The sequence below is a fragment of the Brevibacillus sp. HB1.3 genome, from assembly GCF_013186635.1.
GTDB lineage: Bacteria > Bacillota > Bacilli > Brevibacillales > Brevibacillaceae > Brevibacillus > Brevibacillus brevis_D.
Map to the genome: position 1 here is coordinate 159755 of NZ_JABMIT010000004.1, position 15153 is coordinate 174907.

The window sequence follows — 15153 nt, forward strand, 5'->3', positions numbered from 1 at the left end:
CATGACCGAATTTTTTTCTCCTACTTCGCAGCCTCTGTTGCTTCTTTGGCTTTGCTCTGGTCCACAATAAATTGTCCCTTCCAGTTACCCTTTGTTTTACCGATCCGGTTCACATCGATATTTAAAGTGAGTGGTTGTGGTAGCTTGAATTCACGCGAGGTGAAGGCAAGAACGCCCTCTGGCTTGTTATGATCGGCTATTCCCACCTCTACTTCCTTACCGGACTCGTCTGTTAAGTAGAAAGGCATAGTATCCTCTTTGGTCCCAAAAAAGTTTAGGACACTTGTACCTTCCAAGCCTTTATCCTGGTACACGGGATTGCCATTTGCTTCGCCTACCACATCTAAACCTGTCGTATCGAATTCGAAAGGCACCAGTTCTCCATTTTGTTGTTCAATGCGATAGTGCAGCAGAACCTTGCTATCTTCCGCATACACTTCCGTAAAATGAATCGTAATCCCCTGATCGGTAATTTTTTGATCGATCGGAATGGACAACCCTTTTGCCGCTGCTTGCTTAACCTCTTCACCCACCAAACCGTTCAAGTCTTTTGGATTGTCTGCAAAATAAGAGGTTCCATTTAAAGCCGCATATACGCCAGTCGGCAGTATAATAGCAGCAACTAATCCCATCATAAGTAATTTTTTCTTCATCGTTACAGGCTCCTTTTTTTCGTGATAGCGATGAAAGGACTGCCTGACACGCTGGTCGAGTTCATCAGGGATCGTGGTTTCGTCCATTTGTTTGGTGAGTGACTGTTTTATGATTTTTTCGATAGACATGTTTGGAGTTCCTCCTCATTCCATTCGACGTCAATCCACTCGCGGATACGCTTTAATGCCAAATGATTTCTCGATTTTGCTGTCCCCACAGGTATTTGCAGCAGTTCGGCTATCTGGTCGTACGTATAATCGTAGTAATACCGATAAATGACGACGATGCGCAGCTTGAACGGCAGCTTTTGGATTGCTTGCTGCATCTCTGTGGCAGACTCCATCGCAAGCATTGGCTCATCCGGTGTTTCGACATGTTGCTCTTCTTCCAAGCTCTGTTTTCGTTCTAACAGACGGAATCTTCTCCAAATCTGTCTACGCCAGTTTTTCACCTGTCTAATGACAATCCCATTCACCCAGAAAAGAAACGGACGCTTGCGATCATAGGCAGGCAGTGATCTCCATAGCTGATAGTAAATTTCGCTTACAATATCATGAACATCTTCTTTATTCATGACCATGGCTGCTACGGTACCGTAAATTTTTGTCCGCGTCATGCTGTAGATCACCTCAAAAGCTTCTTGATCTCCATCAAGCAAACGGTCCAGCCACAGTTCTAACATTTGATCATTCATCGGAGGGCCCCCTGAAATTGTATACACCTTGTATTGGCTCTCTCGTTCAATATGGTTCACTACTTTATAAAAAAACCTCTCCAAACGCTTCTACGTGCGTTTAGAGAGGTTTTCTCGTACGAATCAGTGGAATTTATTTAAGAATTAAATGCGCACCACAGTCGCCTTGCTGACAAGGTCACGCGGGATGCGGTTCTTTGTATCGAAGAGGATCGGTGCGTCAGCCATCTTTTCAGCAACCTGTGCCCAATCTGCCTCAGCAAATTCCTTTTGCACAGCAGTCAGGATCAACGCATCTGCTCCATTCACTGCTTTGTCCAGGCTGTCAACCTTGTGATCATACACAGTCGGAACAGCCGGATCGTAGGAACGAACGTCTACTCCTTTTGCCATGAGCACCTTGATCAGGTCGTGGACAGGGCTTACACGGTCGTCATTGGAAAAGTCTTTCATCGCCATTCCCAACACAGCTACACGGCTTTCTGCCAATGTCTTGCCATTCTTCTTCAAGGCTTGCTCGAGCATGCCGATCAACACTTCAGGTACCGCATCATTCGTGTTGCGAGCCAGTTGCAGAATCGGCAGGTTTACTTCTAATTCACGTGCTTTAGGCTGCAAGTAGTACAACGCATTCGGCAAGCAGAAGCCACCTACACCCGGTCCTGGCGATAACAGGTTTACACGTGTGTGCGTATTAGCAACCTTGATCAGCTCGAACGTATCGATGCCAAATGCCTCAGAGAATCGAGCGAATTCCTGCACCATCGCAATGTTCACATCACGCTGGATGTTCTCGATTACTTTTGCTGTCTCAACTACGCGGATATCCGTAATCGTAATGTCGGTCTCGCTGATGAAGGACAACAACTCTTTCCCTTTTTCAGCGCTTTGTTCATTAATGCCACCCAAAACGAGCGGCATATGGATGAACTCTTCAAAAGCACGCCCCTCTGCAATTCGCTCCGAGCAGTATGTCAGGTAGAAATCAACACCCGCAACCAGACCGCTTGTTTCCTCCAAGATCGGCAGAATCACATCTTCTGTCGTTCCAGGTACGACGGTACTGCGGATCATGATCGTATCGCCTTTTTTCAGTACACGACCGAGCGATTGTGCACAGCTTTTCAACGGACCGAGATCAGGATCGCCGTTATGAACAGGCAATCCAACTGTTACAATATAGTTATGGACTTCCGCAGCAGCTTCCTCGTAGGAGGACGTTGCACGGAAACGTTTTGCTTCAATCTGCTCTTTGAGGATCTCTGGCAACGTTTTTCCCTGATAGGACTCCAGGTGATGGGAATGTGCCGCATTGATCTCATCGACGACATGCGGTAAGACGTCAATACCGATGACGTTTGCTCCTTTCATGGCATAGGTAAGCGCCAACGGCAAGCCTACAAACCCCAATCCCACAACAGCTACGCGTACAGGTTGAGTCATTGCGTATCTCCTCTTTCACATTCTCCAAGTAAGGTCCGTATGACTGTGGAAGTCACGCGGCCAACTTGCGTATATTTTTAGAACAGGTAGTAAACACCTGCAGCGATAAAAAGCACACACAATCCGATGAGGACCTTGTACAACGTTTCCAAGGCTGTTCCTCCCCCATACAATCTTGGCTTGTCCTCTTTTTCGTAAAAAGGACGTTGATTGGGCAGAATAGTTTGGTACTCTTTCGCCAAATCAAATTATACTCTCGTTTGAAATATCGTTCAACCCGTCTAACGAGGCAAGGATGCCCCTATGATATACGAAAAACCGATGGACAGGACCATCGCAATAAAGCCAATGGCCCTGTTATCCTTCGCAATTTCCTGATCAACATTAAACGTTGGGGTCATGAATTCAAAAATGAAGTACGCAGACAGCAACAGGAAAAATCCGAATGTCGCCCAAATCAACGCTTCGCCCAAAGACAAATGCGCCTGAATGGAATAACGAAAAATGTTCGCGATCCCAAAAATTTTCCCGCCTGTTGCCATTGCTACTGCCATGTTCCCACGCTTCAATTCTTCCCAAACACGATATCGCGTCACCAGTTCAAAAATGGCTAAGAATAAAACCATCGCCAGTCCAGACACTGTAAAATAAGCTGCAGTTGCAAAATATGGATTGTGTAGAAGGCTTTCCATATGTCCCTCCCGACCTCTTATTTCAATTCGGCAATGGTAGCACCTACGCCGCCTTCTCCTTGACCGCCCAAGCGGAAGGATTTCACATTACGATGACTCCGCAAATACTCGTGCACACCTTTGCGCAGTACCCCTGTCCCGTGTCCGTGAATAATGGACACCGAGTGCAAGCCTGCCAGCAGTGCATCATCTAAAAACTGATCGATTTCCCGAATGCTGTCCTCGACGTTGTAGCCGCGCAAGTCGAGATCCATCTTGATATTGTCACTGCGACGCTTCACAGAGGTGTATGGAGCCGCTTGCGGTTTTTGCTGGATGGAGTTTTGTACATGCATATCATCGCGCTTTACTTTCATTTTCATGATCCCGATCTGCACGAGGAACTCTTCATTGTTTACCTTTTCCAGCACGGTTCCTTTTTGTCCGAAGCTCGTCACCATTACCTCGTCGCCCACCTTGATCTGCGTGGCGCGAACTGCTTTTGCCGGCTTCTTGACTTTTTCCTTCTCCAGCTCAAGCACGGCATTACCCAAGCGCTTCTTCGCATCGATGAGACGATGCTCCTTGATTTCCATGCCTTCTGCCATCATTTCGCGCAGCTCGCGAATGATCGTTTCCGCTTCTTCTTTTGCGAGTTGGACGGCAATTCGCGCTTCGTCTTCTGCTCGCTCCATTCGTTTGTTTTTCTCTTCAGCAAATTGAGCGCGCTCTTCCTCGAGCTGTGTACGCAGTTCTTCCGCTTCTTGGCGTGCCGCTTTCGCTGCCAACCTGTCTGCTTCCGCCGACTTGCGATTACGCTCCAATGAAGCAATCATGCTCTCGACCTGATTGTCTTCCTCACTGATCGAGCCACGGGCTACATCAATGATGTGTTCCGGCAATCCTAAGCGTCTTGCGATGGCAAACGCGTTGGACCTGCCAGGCACCCCGATGAGCAAGCGATAAGTAGGGCGCAACGTCTGTACGTCAAATTCTACGCTGGCGTTGATGACTTCGGGTCTATCGTAGGCATACGCCTTCAGTTCACTGTAGTGAGTCGTTGCAACCAATCTCGCACCGGAATCAATCACATGGTCGATAATGGACATGGCCAAAGCAGCACCCTCTGTCGGGTCTGTTCCTGCGCCTAGCTCGTCAAACAACACCAAGCTCTTATCATCCATTTTCGCTAAGATTTGAATAATATTGGTCATATGGCTCGAGAATGTGGACAGGCTCTGCTCGATGGATTGCTCATCCCCGATATCGGCAAAAATGGAGGAGAATACAGTCATCTCGCTCTCTTCCTCTGCCGGAATGTGCAAGCCCGCCATCGTCATCAAGGACAGCAGTCCGATTGTTTTGAGGGAAACGGTTTTCCCCCCCGTATTCGGACCCGTCACAACAATCGCCTGATACTCTCCACCTAGCTCCACATCTACTGGAACGACAACTTCACGTGGAATGAGTGGATGACGCGCTTTTCGCATGTTGACGTATCCGCGATCATTGATGCGTGGACATATCGCCTTCATGCTCCAGGCAAGCTGCGCCTTTGCAAACATAAAATCGAGCTCTGTCAGTGCTTCTGTATTCTCGACCAAAGCCTCTACCGCAAAGGATACTTGCTCCGTCAACACATACAGAATGCGCTCCACTTCACGCTCCTCGCGCAGGCGAAGCTCGCGAAGCTTGTTGTTCATCTCGACGATCACTTCCGGCTCAATAAAGAGTGTCGCCCCGGATGCCGACTGATCGTGAATAATTCCACCAAATACCGAACGATACTCCTGCTTCACCGGAATGACGAAACGATCCCCACGAATCGTAACGATGTTTTCCATCAGCATTTTTTGGTACGTAGACGAGCGTGTCATTTGATCGAGCTTTTCGCGAATACGCGACTCGAGCTGTCTAATCTCCTGACGTACTTGTCGCAATTCAAGACTCGCGCTGTCCAAAATATCGCCGTTTTCATCAACACAGCGGCGAATTTCGGTCTCCAACTCGCGCAGGCCCTCAATACGCTCTGCCTGCTGTTGCAATAATGGCAGCTCGTGATCGTCACACATATCGAGCAAAAACGTTTTGAGCCTGCGTCCGGCCATAACGGTGCTGGCGATATCCAGCAATTCCATCGGGGCGAGCATGGCGTTCAATCTGGCCCGCTGTACGGGGCCGCGGATATCACGAATGCCACCGAGCGGTACGCTACCTTTTAAGCGTAACACGGTTGCTGCTTGTTCAGTCCCTTGCTGAGCGGTAATGACTTCATCCAAGCGTAAAAAAGGAATTAGCTCTGATGCTTTTTCTTTTCCATATGTGCAAGATGCCTTGTCAATCAACAGGGCGACTATTTTATCGTATTCTAACGTCTTTAAAACCCGTTGTTCCACTGTGCTCCTCCTTCTTTATCCAGCGGCGACCGTTGTACCGTGCGGGCGGGAGCGACGGTCTATACCGGCAATCATTACGATATCTCCCCATTATAGCATGGCAGCGGAGCTTAGAAAACTTGGGCAACGGATAGCTTCGGACAGGCACCACCGGCGAAGGATAATTTTACACGTTTTCGTTTGGCATAGTTCAGCTCCTTGCGTGAGAGAATGAAAGGTGAAACAACCCTAAAGGAGGAGTACACTTGACGATCATGCGCCATATCGTCCGCTTTATCGTCGCTGCCGTAGTCCTGATGTTTGTCGGCTTTCTGGTCCCCGGCTTTTCAGTTAGCAGTTTTTGGACAGCTCTGCTCGCGGCCGTTGTCATCGCACTGATTGGCTGGGCCGTAGAAGCCATTTTCGGAGAGCGAATTTCGCCGTACAACCGGGGTATTATCGGCTTCTTGGTCAGTGCCGTCGTGATTTATCTCACTCAGTTCATCGTCTCTGGTTTCCGCGTAACGATTCTTGGAGCGCTCCTGGCTTCCTTGGTGATTGGGATCATCGACTTGTTTATCCCGATCAAAACCCATATGGATTTGCGCAATGGAGATGCCGGGAACAAGCAGGAGACTTAGGCAAAATGCAACAAAGAGCCATCCCATCAAAGACGGGGTGGCTCTTCTCCTTTTACCCACAACGTGAAAAGAGAGGCATTTCGCCCCTCTTTTCCTTAATCTATCGGTTTAGCCTTTGCCTCTTCCTGAATGATTTTCAGCAGTTCTTCGTACTCCTGGCGTAAGCGGAAGTATTCATCCGCGATATTGACTGCAGAAAGTACGGCAATTTTGGCAGTATCCAGTCGATGGTTGCCGTTTGCGATTTCGTTCATCTTGTCATCAACGAAACCGGCCACCATGCGTATGTGATTGACACTTGCCTTGCCGCTGAGCCGGTATTGTTGGCCAAAGATGTCCACCGTCAAACGATTTTTCCCATCACCTTGCACGAGAGGTACCTCCCTACTGCGACCTTTGCTCTACATTATCCTTTTTTAGGTTACTGAAAATGTCAGATTTCGTCAAGCTGTGTTACACGCGCAATTCAGCACCTGTGTTGTTTTTCAAGGCTTCGATGACAGCAGTAGTCACTTGTTGAATCTCTTCGTCCTGCAAGGTACGCTCTGCGTGACGGAATACGAGGGCAAATGCCATGCTCTTCTTATCCTGGGCAATACGTTCACCCATGTATACATCGAACAGGGTTACGGACTCAAGCAGCTCTCCTGCCGCTTCACGAATCGTTGCTTCCAATGCACCAGCAGCTACATTGCGATCGACAACGAGAGCCAAGTCACGTGTTACCGCCGGGGACTTCGGAAGCTGATTGTAATGTCCAACCTCGGCAGCTACATCAATCAAAACAGCTACATCAAGCTGGAAAACGTACGTTTCGGACAGATCATACGTTTTTTCTGTGCCCGGATGAACTTGCCCCAGATAGCCCAGACGTTTTTCTCCTACCCATACCTCTGCGGTACGTCCTGGATGCATACCTGCGATGTCCTGGACTGCTTTGTACTCGGTAGCTTGGATGCCCAAACGAGCGAAAAGTGATTCCACAATCCCTTTGGTTTGGAAGAAATCAACAGGCTGCTTGGCGCCCATCCAGTTTTGTGTGAGCAGTTGTCCAGTCAATGCACCCGCTACATACAGACGCTCTTCCGGAAGCTGAGTGAGTGTTTCTTCTTTTGTCAAGAACACACGGCCCAATTCGAAAATCGCAACATCGTGGTTTTGGCGGTTTTTATTGTAAGCGACTGTTTCCAAGAGGCTAGGAATCAAGCTCGTGCGCAGAACGCTATGGTCTTCACTCATTGGCATCATGAGCGCAACAGGGTTTACTTTTTCCTGATGAAGACCCGCTACTGCCTCAACACGATCTGGATGAACCAGTGCATAGGAAATCGCTTCATTCATACCAGTACCGATCAGGTGATGACGGATCGTACGGCGCAATTGCTGTTCTTTTGTCAACTGTCCCTGTGTGGTCGAACCAGAAGGCAAGCTGGTCGGAATGTTGTCGTAGCCGTACAGACGTGCAACCTCTTCCACCAAATCCTCTGGCAGGGTAATGTCGCCACGTCTCGTTGGAACGGTTACCGTCCATTTCTCTCCCGCTACTTCATACGGGAATTGCAGACGCTCGAAAATCGGCGATACATCAGAAGCCGACATGTCGGTTCCGAGATGCTGATTGATTTTTGCAAGCGTAACGGAAACAACAGCAGGCGCAGCTTCGCTTACAACAGCAGAGCTGATTCCTTTGGATACTGTTGCCCCAGACAATTGCTGAATCAGCGCAGCGGCGCGCTCACCAGCTTCTTGTACACGTGCTTGGTCAACACCTTTTTCCCAACGTACGCAGCCTTCTGTACGCATACCGAGCATACGAGCTGTGCGGCGCACTGTTTTTGGCGTGAACCAAGCTGCTTCGAGAATGATTTCACTCGTCTCACCAGTGATTTCGGAGTTCGCTCCGCCCATTACCCCAGCGATCGCCAAGCCTTTGGTCTGGTCGGCAATCAGCAAGGTTTGTGCATCCAGCGCGCGCTCTTGATCGTCCAACGTCACGAGCTTTTCGCCCTCGCTTGCCAGTCGAACGACAATAGAGCGATCAGCTACCTGTGTCGCATCGAAAGCATGCAGCGGCTGACCGTACTCGAGCAGGACGTAGTTCGTTACATCTACCACGTTATTGATTGGACGAATTCCCGCTGCCATCAGGCGATTTTTCATCCATTGCGGAGATGTCGCGATTTTGGCGTTGGTGAAGTGACGGCCGTGGTATTGATAGCATTCATTTGTCGCATCGATCTTAACTTGGACCGGGTTGTCGCCACCGTTTTCGGTCAGCTCGATTTGCGGGAATACCACTTCTTTGCCCAAGATAGCAGCAACCTCGTAAGCAACCCCCAACATGCTCAAGCAATCCGAACGGTTCGGTGTCAATCCCAATTCCAGCACATAGTCGTCCAAGCCGAGGTACGAAACAGCATCCATTCCGATCTCCGCATCCGCTGGCAGAACCATAATGCCTTCTTGCTGATCTTTTGCCAAAAGCTTGTCGTTTAAGCCCAATTCTTTTGCAGAGCAGATCATTCCTTGGGATTCTACACCGCGTAGCTTGGAACGCTTGATGTTCAAACCACCTGGGAGCTTCGCACCGATCAGGGCAACGAGAACTTTTTGTCCCTTGTCTACGTTCGCTGCTCCACAAACGATTTGCAGGTCTTCTCCTTGTCCTGCATCAACCACACATACGTTGAGACGGTCTGCATCCGGGTGCTTGCTGCGTTCTTTTACATAACCGATCACAACACCGGATACACCTTCGTTGCGCGATTCAACTGCGTCTACTTCAATTCCGCTGCGAGTCAGCTTTTCAGCCAGCTCCTGGGGCGTCGTTCCACTCAGATCGACGTATTCAGATAACCATTGGTACGATACCTTCATCTTTACCTCTCCTCTCTAGCCTCGATTGAACTGACGCAGGAAACGAACGTCGTTGGTATAAAAATGGCGGATATCCTCTACCGCGTATTTGAGCATCGCAATTCGTTCCACACCCATACCGAATGCAAAGCCGCTGACTTCCTCAGGGTTGTAGCCGGCCATTTCCAGTACGCGCGGGTGTACCATACCAGCACCCAGAATCTCGATCCAGCCTGTTTGCTTACATACACGGCAACCGTGACCGCCGCAATTGAAGCATTGCAGGTCTACTTCTACGGAAGGCTCCGTGAACGGGAAAAAGCTTGGGCGGAGACGAATTTGCTGGTTTTCCCCGAACATTTGGCGGGCAAACGTCAAGAGAGTACCTTTCAAGTCACTCATCCCGATTTTTTTATCAATTACAAGACCTTCGATCTGCGTGAATTGGTGGGAATGTGTCGCATCGTCATCATCACGGCGATACACTTTACCCGGACAGATCATTTTGAGCGGGGTCTTGCCTTCTTTTTTCAACATTGTACGTGCTTGCACAGGGGATGTCTGCGTACGGAGCAGCAGTTCTTCTGTGACGTAAAACGTATCTTGCATATCACGTGCCGGGTGATCCTTCGGCAGGTTCAGCATCTCGAAGTTGAAGTGGTCCATTTCAACCTCAGGACCTTCTGCCACCTCGAAGCCCAGGCCAATGAAGATGTCTTCGATCTCTTCAATGATCCGAGAAAGCGGGTGCATGGTGCCTGCTGGTACTGGACGTCCTGGCAGTGTCACGTCGATCGTTTGAGAAGAAAGCTTGGCAAAGAGAGCCGCTTCTTCAAATGCTTTTTGTTTACCGGAGAACGCTGCCTCCAGCGCTTCCCTTACTTCATTCACCAGTTGACCGACAACTGGACGCTCTTCTGGGGACAGGCTGCCCATGCCGCGCAGCAGTTCTGTCAACTCGCCCTTTTTCCCCAGGTATTTGACGCGCAAATCCTGAAGTTGTGCGGCTTCTGTCACTTGGCTGATTTGGCCCAGTGCGGACTCTTTCATTTCTTGCAACCGAGTTTGCACTTCGAATCGCTCCTTTATTTCTGTTTTGGAAAAAGAAAAACCCGCCCCCAAAAAAGGGACGAGTTACTTTTTTCTCGCGGTACCACCCTTGTTAGACAATTCGCTTCCACCCTGTGACAAATGCATGACAATATCACTAGTGGAAAGAGACATTTGTCTCACTTCAGATCATTGGTAACGGGTATGACCCGGCTGCTCCTACTGCGCGAAAAGCGGTTCAGAGTGCGGCTTTGGAGTGAATTCGGCAGCTATCATGTTAAAGATGCTCGCAGTCTGTGGCATCTTCTCCCTGAAAAAACAGATAGGTCCTGCGTACTAGTCTCCGTCATCGCTTTACGTTATAATTGTGACGTAAGGAAAATTATAGCGTAACAAGAGAGAACTTTCAATTCTACAAATGTTACATATCCAGATTGTGTTTTCATGTGTATGTTACCCATTCGAAAGGGGATTTTGACATGATAGATAATGTTTCCGCCCTTTACGATAAGACAAGCAACTGCCGCCATTGCCAAGCGACCTTTTCGACCAAAAGGATCAGAAGCGGCACGTTGACGATGGTCAACCGCGACAGCGATTTTTATACCACTTTTAAAGAACAATCTTTAAATCCCATTTTATATACCGTCAATGTCTGCCCTGAATGCGGCTTTGCTTTTACGGATCAATTCCGGGACAAGCTCGCCCCCTGGCAAAAGCAGATTGTGGATGAACAAATCTCCTCGAAATGGAAGCCAAAAGACTTTGGCAAGGTTCGACACGTACCAGAAGCCATTGTCAGCTACAAGCTGGCTATTTATGCAGCTGAAATCACGGATCAGCCCCATTCCGTAAAAGCGGGTCTGTATTTGCGCCTTGCCTGGCTTTATCGATACCAAAAAAATGTCACGGAAGAAATGCGCTTTATCGATATGGCCGTGGAAGAATATGAACAATCGTATATTCATTCCGATTATACACGCGGTGACAAAGAAATGACCGAAGTCCGCTTGCTGTACTTGATTGGTGAACTCTATCGCAGACTCGAAAAGTTTGACTTAGCCATTAAATATTTTGGTAAGGCACTCGCCTTTCGCAACCACACCATTGAGAGCGGGATTATCCGGATGGCGCAGGATCAATGGCAACTCGCTCGTGAAGAGTACAAAGAGAAAAAGAACGAGCAAAAGATCGGCTAGACATGCCGATCTTTTTTATATGTCATTAATTGCAAAAATATGGTAAAAATAGTATATTTTATCTATCTAATGCAAAGGAGTGATTCTTGTGAAAAAGTGGAATCTTATCACGTCAAGTCTGCTGGCAATTCCATTGCTTTTGACTGGACAAGCTGGTGCAAGTGCTGCGGAGGTTTCGAACAAGCCATCACAGGCAGTGGATGCCATGTCAAGCGTTACAGAAGTCACAATAAACCTGGACATTCACCGAAATGCTATTTATGACAGACTCCCAGACGGCAACCATACGAATCTTATCTCATACGAGTCGACACCGGGTGGGATCAGCATCGATTCCCGAAACCGAGTGATTGCAACGTCTCCAGGCTACTATAGGGTTGATGTCTATTACGCTGGGATGCATGTGTATATCTTCCACTTTAATGTAGGTCCCATGTAATCATTTCGGTGGATCACACAAACAAAGCCGATCATCCTTATTCTTCTCGAGGATGTCGGCTTTCCCTATTATCTTCTTTTGCGCTGTGCCTCATAGACAAATATTCCTGCCGCAACCGCTGCATTCAGTGACTCCGCTCCGCCATAAAGCGGAATGTGGACAAATTGATCAGCTTTGGCAAACATCTCTTTGGAGACACCTCTTCCTTCATTGCCGATAACCAGTGCCGTCAGACCAGCATAATCAGCCTCGTCATAGGAAACACTGTTTTGCTCCAACGAAGAGATGAGAACTCTCCCTCCCTTTGTCTTCCATTCATCAGCCGTGTCAACTAACGATTGCGTAAAGACCGGGATGCGGAACAGTGCCCCCATTGTTGCCCGTACCACTTTTCCATTGTAAATATCGACACTGCCACTCCCCAGTACGACACCATCGATTGCAGCCGCTTCTGCTGTGCGCAAAATCGTGCCGAGGTTGCCCGGGTCTTGTATTTCGTCCAAAAAGAGGAGCAGTAAGCTTCCTTGTTCCTCTCTCTTCTGATCCACCCATTTTGCCCAATCTGCTGCTGTTTTTTTCACTTCGGCCACAATTCCTTGCGGTGACTTCGTTTCGGACAGCTTCGCCAGCACTGTCTCTGACGCAGCAATGACTTGAACAGCTTCTGGATGATTAGCCAGAGCACGCTGACAAGCAGGATCCATGTCACGCTGCTGATCGTAAATCACCGTGACTACCTCCGCCCCACTTTTTAACGCCTCTTCTACCAGATGCGCCCCTTCCACGAGAAAACGCTGCTGCTCTTCCCGTCCTTTCCGTGATAGCAACTGGTGCAATCGCTTTACCAGAGGGTTTTGTACTGAAGTAATGATTTCATTTGTCATAAACCTATGCCCGCTCCTCAAATTCGCGTAAGTCTTTGTTGTTCCCGATCACCACAAGCACGTCTCCGTATTGGATGACTTCATCCGGGCTAGGAGCGATATTGAATTTATCTCCGCTTTTGATGGCAATCACGTTGACTTCGTATTTTTTCCGAATATCCAGTTGGCGCAAGTTTTGACCGACCAGCTTGGACGAAACGACTACCTCCGCTACGCTGTAGTCCTCTGCCAGCTCAATAAAGTCAAGTACATTAGAAGAGATCAGATTGTGGGCGACCCGAACTCCCATGTCCCGCTCAGGGAATACGACACGGTCAGCTCCCACCTTGTATAATACTTGTCCATGACGCTCATTCTGTGCTTTTGCCACGATCTTTTTGACACCCAGGTCTTTCAGCGTCAACACCGTCAGGATACTCGCCTGAATATCGACCCCAATAGCCACGACAACTACGTCAAAATTACGGATGCCGATTTCCTTCAAGGCGCGTTCATCCGTAGAATCAGCTGCTACCGCGTGCGTTACATACTGAATATTTTCGTTAATGCGCTCCTCGTTCTCATCTATACCCATCACTTCATAATCCATCTCGTACAGCGTTCTCGCCACGCTAGAACCAAAACGTCCCATCCCGATAATGGCAAATTGCTTGGACATGTTAATCTTCCCCTTTACGGAACTTACCAATAACAAGCATTATAGCACAACCAAAACATCCCCCACAAAACGGTCATGAACGTTTTATACGAAAAGTATGGTATGCACAAATCAGCGTTTACAAATACTATTTCTTGAATTCATTCTCACAAGAGAGGTGCAAGCGCCGTCATGAACATTGCCTCACTCAATTTACGTCAAGCAATCATGTACAAAATGCAAGGCTCAGATCCAAACGAAGTGGAAGAGACCATCAGTGATGCTATCTCAAGCGGTCAGGAGAAGACACTGCCGGGGTTAGGCGTTTTGTTTGAAGTTCTGTGGCAAAACAGCGATGCTTCCTCACGTCAATCGATGATTACGACTATCGCGGAACACCTGCCTGAGCAAGCCGAAAAGCCAATCTAACCATTTCTTCTTCGAACAGACATGCTACAAAGGGAGGGGCTCCTATGTCCCTCCCTTTTCATTGTTCACTTCTTGACCTTTGTTGAACTGATTGCGTATGAATTGAGTGATTGCCAGCAAGATAGGGATAATGATGGTGATCAAATATCCTACGTTGGTCAAATGCTGTGTAAAAGAAAACAGCTCCACTATATTTTGCGGCACTAACGTTAGGAAAAAAAGCGGCACCATGATCACAATAGCGGTGACTTGCTGAAAACGAATGCCTTTGTGAAAAAAGCGCCGCAATGAAAAAATCGTCGCGTACAGCATATTCCCGATCGTTGTAAAAACGGAAGCAACCCAAATCGCCAGAAAGGCGGACTCAAAACGCTCCAAAAACCAGCCGGTTTTCTGCGTTACCTTGACCAGTTCAAGTGTAGGCCACACCATCCTCTGCAATTCTTCATAACCGAATACAGTAATGCCTGCGACAACAGTAATCACATAAATAACAAGAGCAAAGCTCATACCTGTCATGCTAGCCACCCCAAGCCTTGCCCCAGGAATAGCGAAGGCAAAGTAAACCATTAACAGCTCATACCCAGTGTAGAGCGTATACGTATTCAGCCCCGTTTTCACGACGTTTGTCCATGACTCGAATCGGAATGGCATTACATTGTACCAATCTGCGTTCATGAAGGAGACGAGCGGAATCAAGAGAGACGGCAACAGGAGGAAAGGAATCAACAGCTCATTTACCCTTGCCACAACTTCAATCTCATGACAACAAAGAAACACGACCAGCAATAGCAACGTGATGACAATTACTTCCAGTGGGGTTTGCGGCAATACGGAGGTCACGACGACTTCCCCGAACAATCTGGCTGTGATTCCCGCATTAAGGAACTGATAGAGTATGAAAAGAAATATACACAGGGTACCAATCGCAACACCAAATATCTTCGGCATAAACTCCACAAAGGTAAGACCAGGAAACTGGTTGCTTAAATAAACGATAGCCGCTACAGCCAAGGATGCTATGAAAGCACCTGCAATAGGGCCTATCCACCCCATTTGATGAAGCAGTTCGGTTGCCGTTCTCGGGATGATGAGGATACCCACCCCGATCATTGAACTGATCATAATGCTTGTCAGTTGCCAAGCACCAAAATTACGTTGTTGTTTCTCCACGATGATCG

At 48.3% G+C, this 15153-nt stretch carries 15 protein-coding genes; 4 read left to right on the forward strand and 11 right to left on the reverse strand.

The genetic code is table 11. From position 1 onward, the window contains the following. Positions 1-20: 20 nt before the first annotated feature. The 5 genes from HPY31_RS11210 to HPY31_RS11230 form a co-directional block, all read right to left on the reverse strand. Positions 21-782 carry a DUF4179 domain-containing protein gene (locus tag HPY31_RS11210; protein ID WP_172140769.1) on the reverse strand — a complete coding sequence of 254 codons (762 nt, stop codon included), beginning with the start codon at positions 780-782 and terminating at the stop codon, positions 21-23. Then, positions 761-1348 (reverse strand): sigma-70 family RNA polymerase sigma factor, encoded by a 588-nt coding sequence (locus HPY31_RS11215; protein WP_172140770.1) that lies wholly within the window; start codon positions 1346-1348, stop codon positions 761-763. Before HPY31_RS11215 ends, HPY31_RS11210 begins: the two co-directional genes overlap by 22 nt. Positions 1349-1492: 144 nt before the next feature. Continuing rightward, entirely contained in the window at positions 1493-2791 is a 1299-nt protein-coding gene (locus HPY31_RS11220; RefSeq protein ID WP_064200968.1) for a nucleotide sugar dehydrogenase, read from the reverse strand. Between the two features lie 281 nt (positions 2792-3072). Continuing rightward, positions 3073-3483, reverse strand: coding sequence for a DUF350 domain-containing protein (locus HPY31_RS11225; protein WP_007728502.1), 411 nt, complete (start codon positions 3481-3483; stop codon positions 3073-3075). A 17-nt stretch (positions 3484-3500) separates the two neighbouring features. Continuing rightward, positions 3501-5858 carry an endonuclease MutS2 gene (locus HPY31_RS11230; protein ID WP_172140771.1) on the reverse strand — a complete coding sequence of 786 codons (2358 nt, stop codon included), beginning with the start codon at positions 5856-5858 and terminating at the stop codon, positions 3501-3503. Between the two features lie 245 nt (positions 5859-6103). On the opposite strand from HPY31_RS11230, the gene HPY31_RS11235 reads away from it, so the two are divergent. Continuing rightward, the gene (locus tag HPY31_RS11235) at positions 6104-6478 is read left to right on the forward strand and encodes a phage holin family protein (protein WP_041749319.1); all 375 of its coding nucleotides are present in this window, start codon (positions 6104-6106) and stop codon (positions 6476-6478) included. Between the two features lie 95 nt (positions 6479-6573). Here HPY31_RS11235 and zapA read toward each other — a convergent pair whose 3' ends face one another. The 3 genes from zapA to pheS form a co-directional block, all read right to left on the reverse strand. Further along, positions 6574-6849: a cell division protein ZapA gene (gene zapA, locus HPY31_RS11240; protein WP_007728510.1), complete on the reverse strand. Its 276-nt coding sequence runs from the start codon at positions 6847-6849 to the stop codon at positions 6574-6576. Between the two features lie 82 nt (positions 6850-6931). Continuing rightward, positions 6932-9355, reverse strand: coding sequence for a phenylalanine--tRNA ligase subunit beta (pheT, locus tag HPY31_RS11245; protein ID WP_172140772.1), 2424 nt, complete (start codon positions 9353-9355; stop codon positions 6932-6934). Positions 9356-9370: 15 nt separating this feature from the next. Then, complete coding sequence (pheS, locus tag HPY31_RS11250) at positions 9371-10405, reverse strand: phenylalanine--tRNA ligase subunit alpha (RefSeq protein WP_087345341.1); 1035 nt, start codon at positions 10403-10405, stop codon at positions 9371-9373. 458 nt (positions 10406-10863) lie between these two features. Here pheS and HPY31_RS11255 point away from each other — a divergent pair, with 458 nt between their 5' ends. Together HPY31_RS11255 and HPY31_RS11260 are read left to right on the forward strand one after the other, a co-directional pair. Continuing rightward, on the forward strand, positions 10864-11583 hold the full coding sequence (locus HPY31_RS11255) for a DUF2225 domain-containing protein (protein WP_172140773.1): 720 nt from the start codon (positions 10864-10866) through the stop codon (positions 11581-11583). A gap of 88 nt (positions 11584-11671) precedes the next feature. Then, entirely contained in the window at positions 11672-12022 is a 351-nt protein-coding gene (locus tag HPY31_RS11260) for a hypothetical protein (protein WP_172140774.1), read from the forward strand. Between the two features lie 68 nt (positions 12023-12090). Here the strand turns inward: HPY31_RS11260 and HPY31_RS11265 are convergent, their stop codons facing one another. Both HPY31_RS11265 and HPY31_RS11270 read right to left on the reverse strand, forming a co-directional pair. After that, the gene (locus HPY31_RS11265) at positions 12091-12906 is read right to left on the reverse strand and encodes a TrmH family RNA methyltransferase (protein ID WP_172140775.1); all 816 of its coding nucleotides are present in this window, start codon (positions 12904-12906) and stop codon (positions 12091-12093) included. A gap of 4 nt (positions 12907-12910) precedes the next feature. Continuing rightward, entirely contained in the window at positions 12911-13564 is a 654-nt protein-coding gene (locus HPY31_RS11270; protein WP_007728524.1) for a potassium channel family protein, read from the reverse strand. A 171-nt stretch (positions 13565-13735) separates the two neighbouring features. On the opposite strand from HPY31_RS11270, the gene sspI reads away from it, so the two are divergent. Beyond that, positions 13736-13972 carry a small acid-soluble spore protein SspI gene (gene sspI / locus HPY31_RS11275; RefSeq protein ID WP_012685360.1) on the forward strand — a complete coding sequence of 79 codons (237 nt, stop codon included), beginning with the start codon at positions 13736-13738 and terminating at the stop codon, positions 13970-13972. Positions 13973-14014: 42 nt separating this feature from the next. Here sspI and HPY31_RS11280 read toward each other — a convergent pair whose 3' ends face one another. After that, complete coding sequence (locus HPY31_RS11280) at positions 14015-15145, reverse strand: GerAB/ArcD/ProY family transporter (RefSeq protein ID WP_172140776.1); 1131 nt, start codon at positions 15143-15145, stop codon at positions 14015-14017. Positions 15146-15153: the final 8 nt, after the last annotated feature.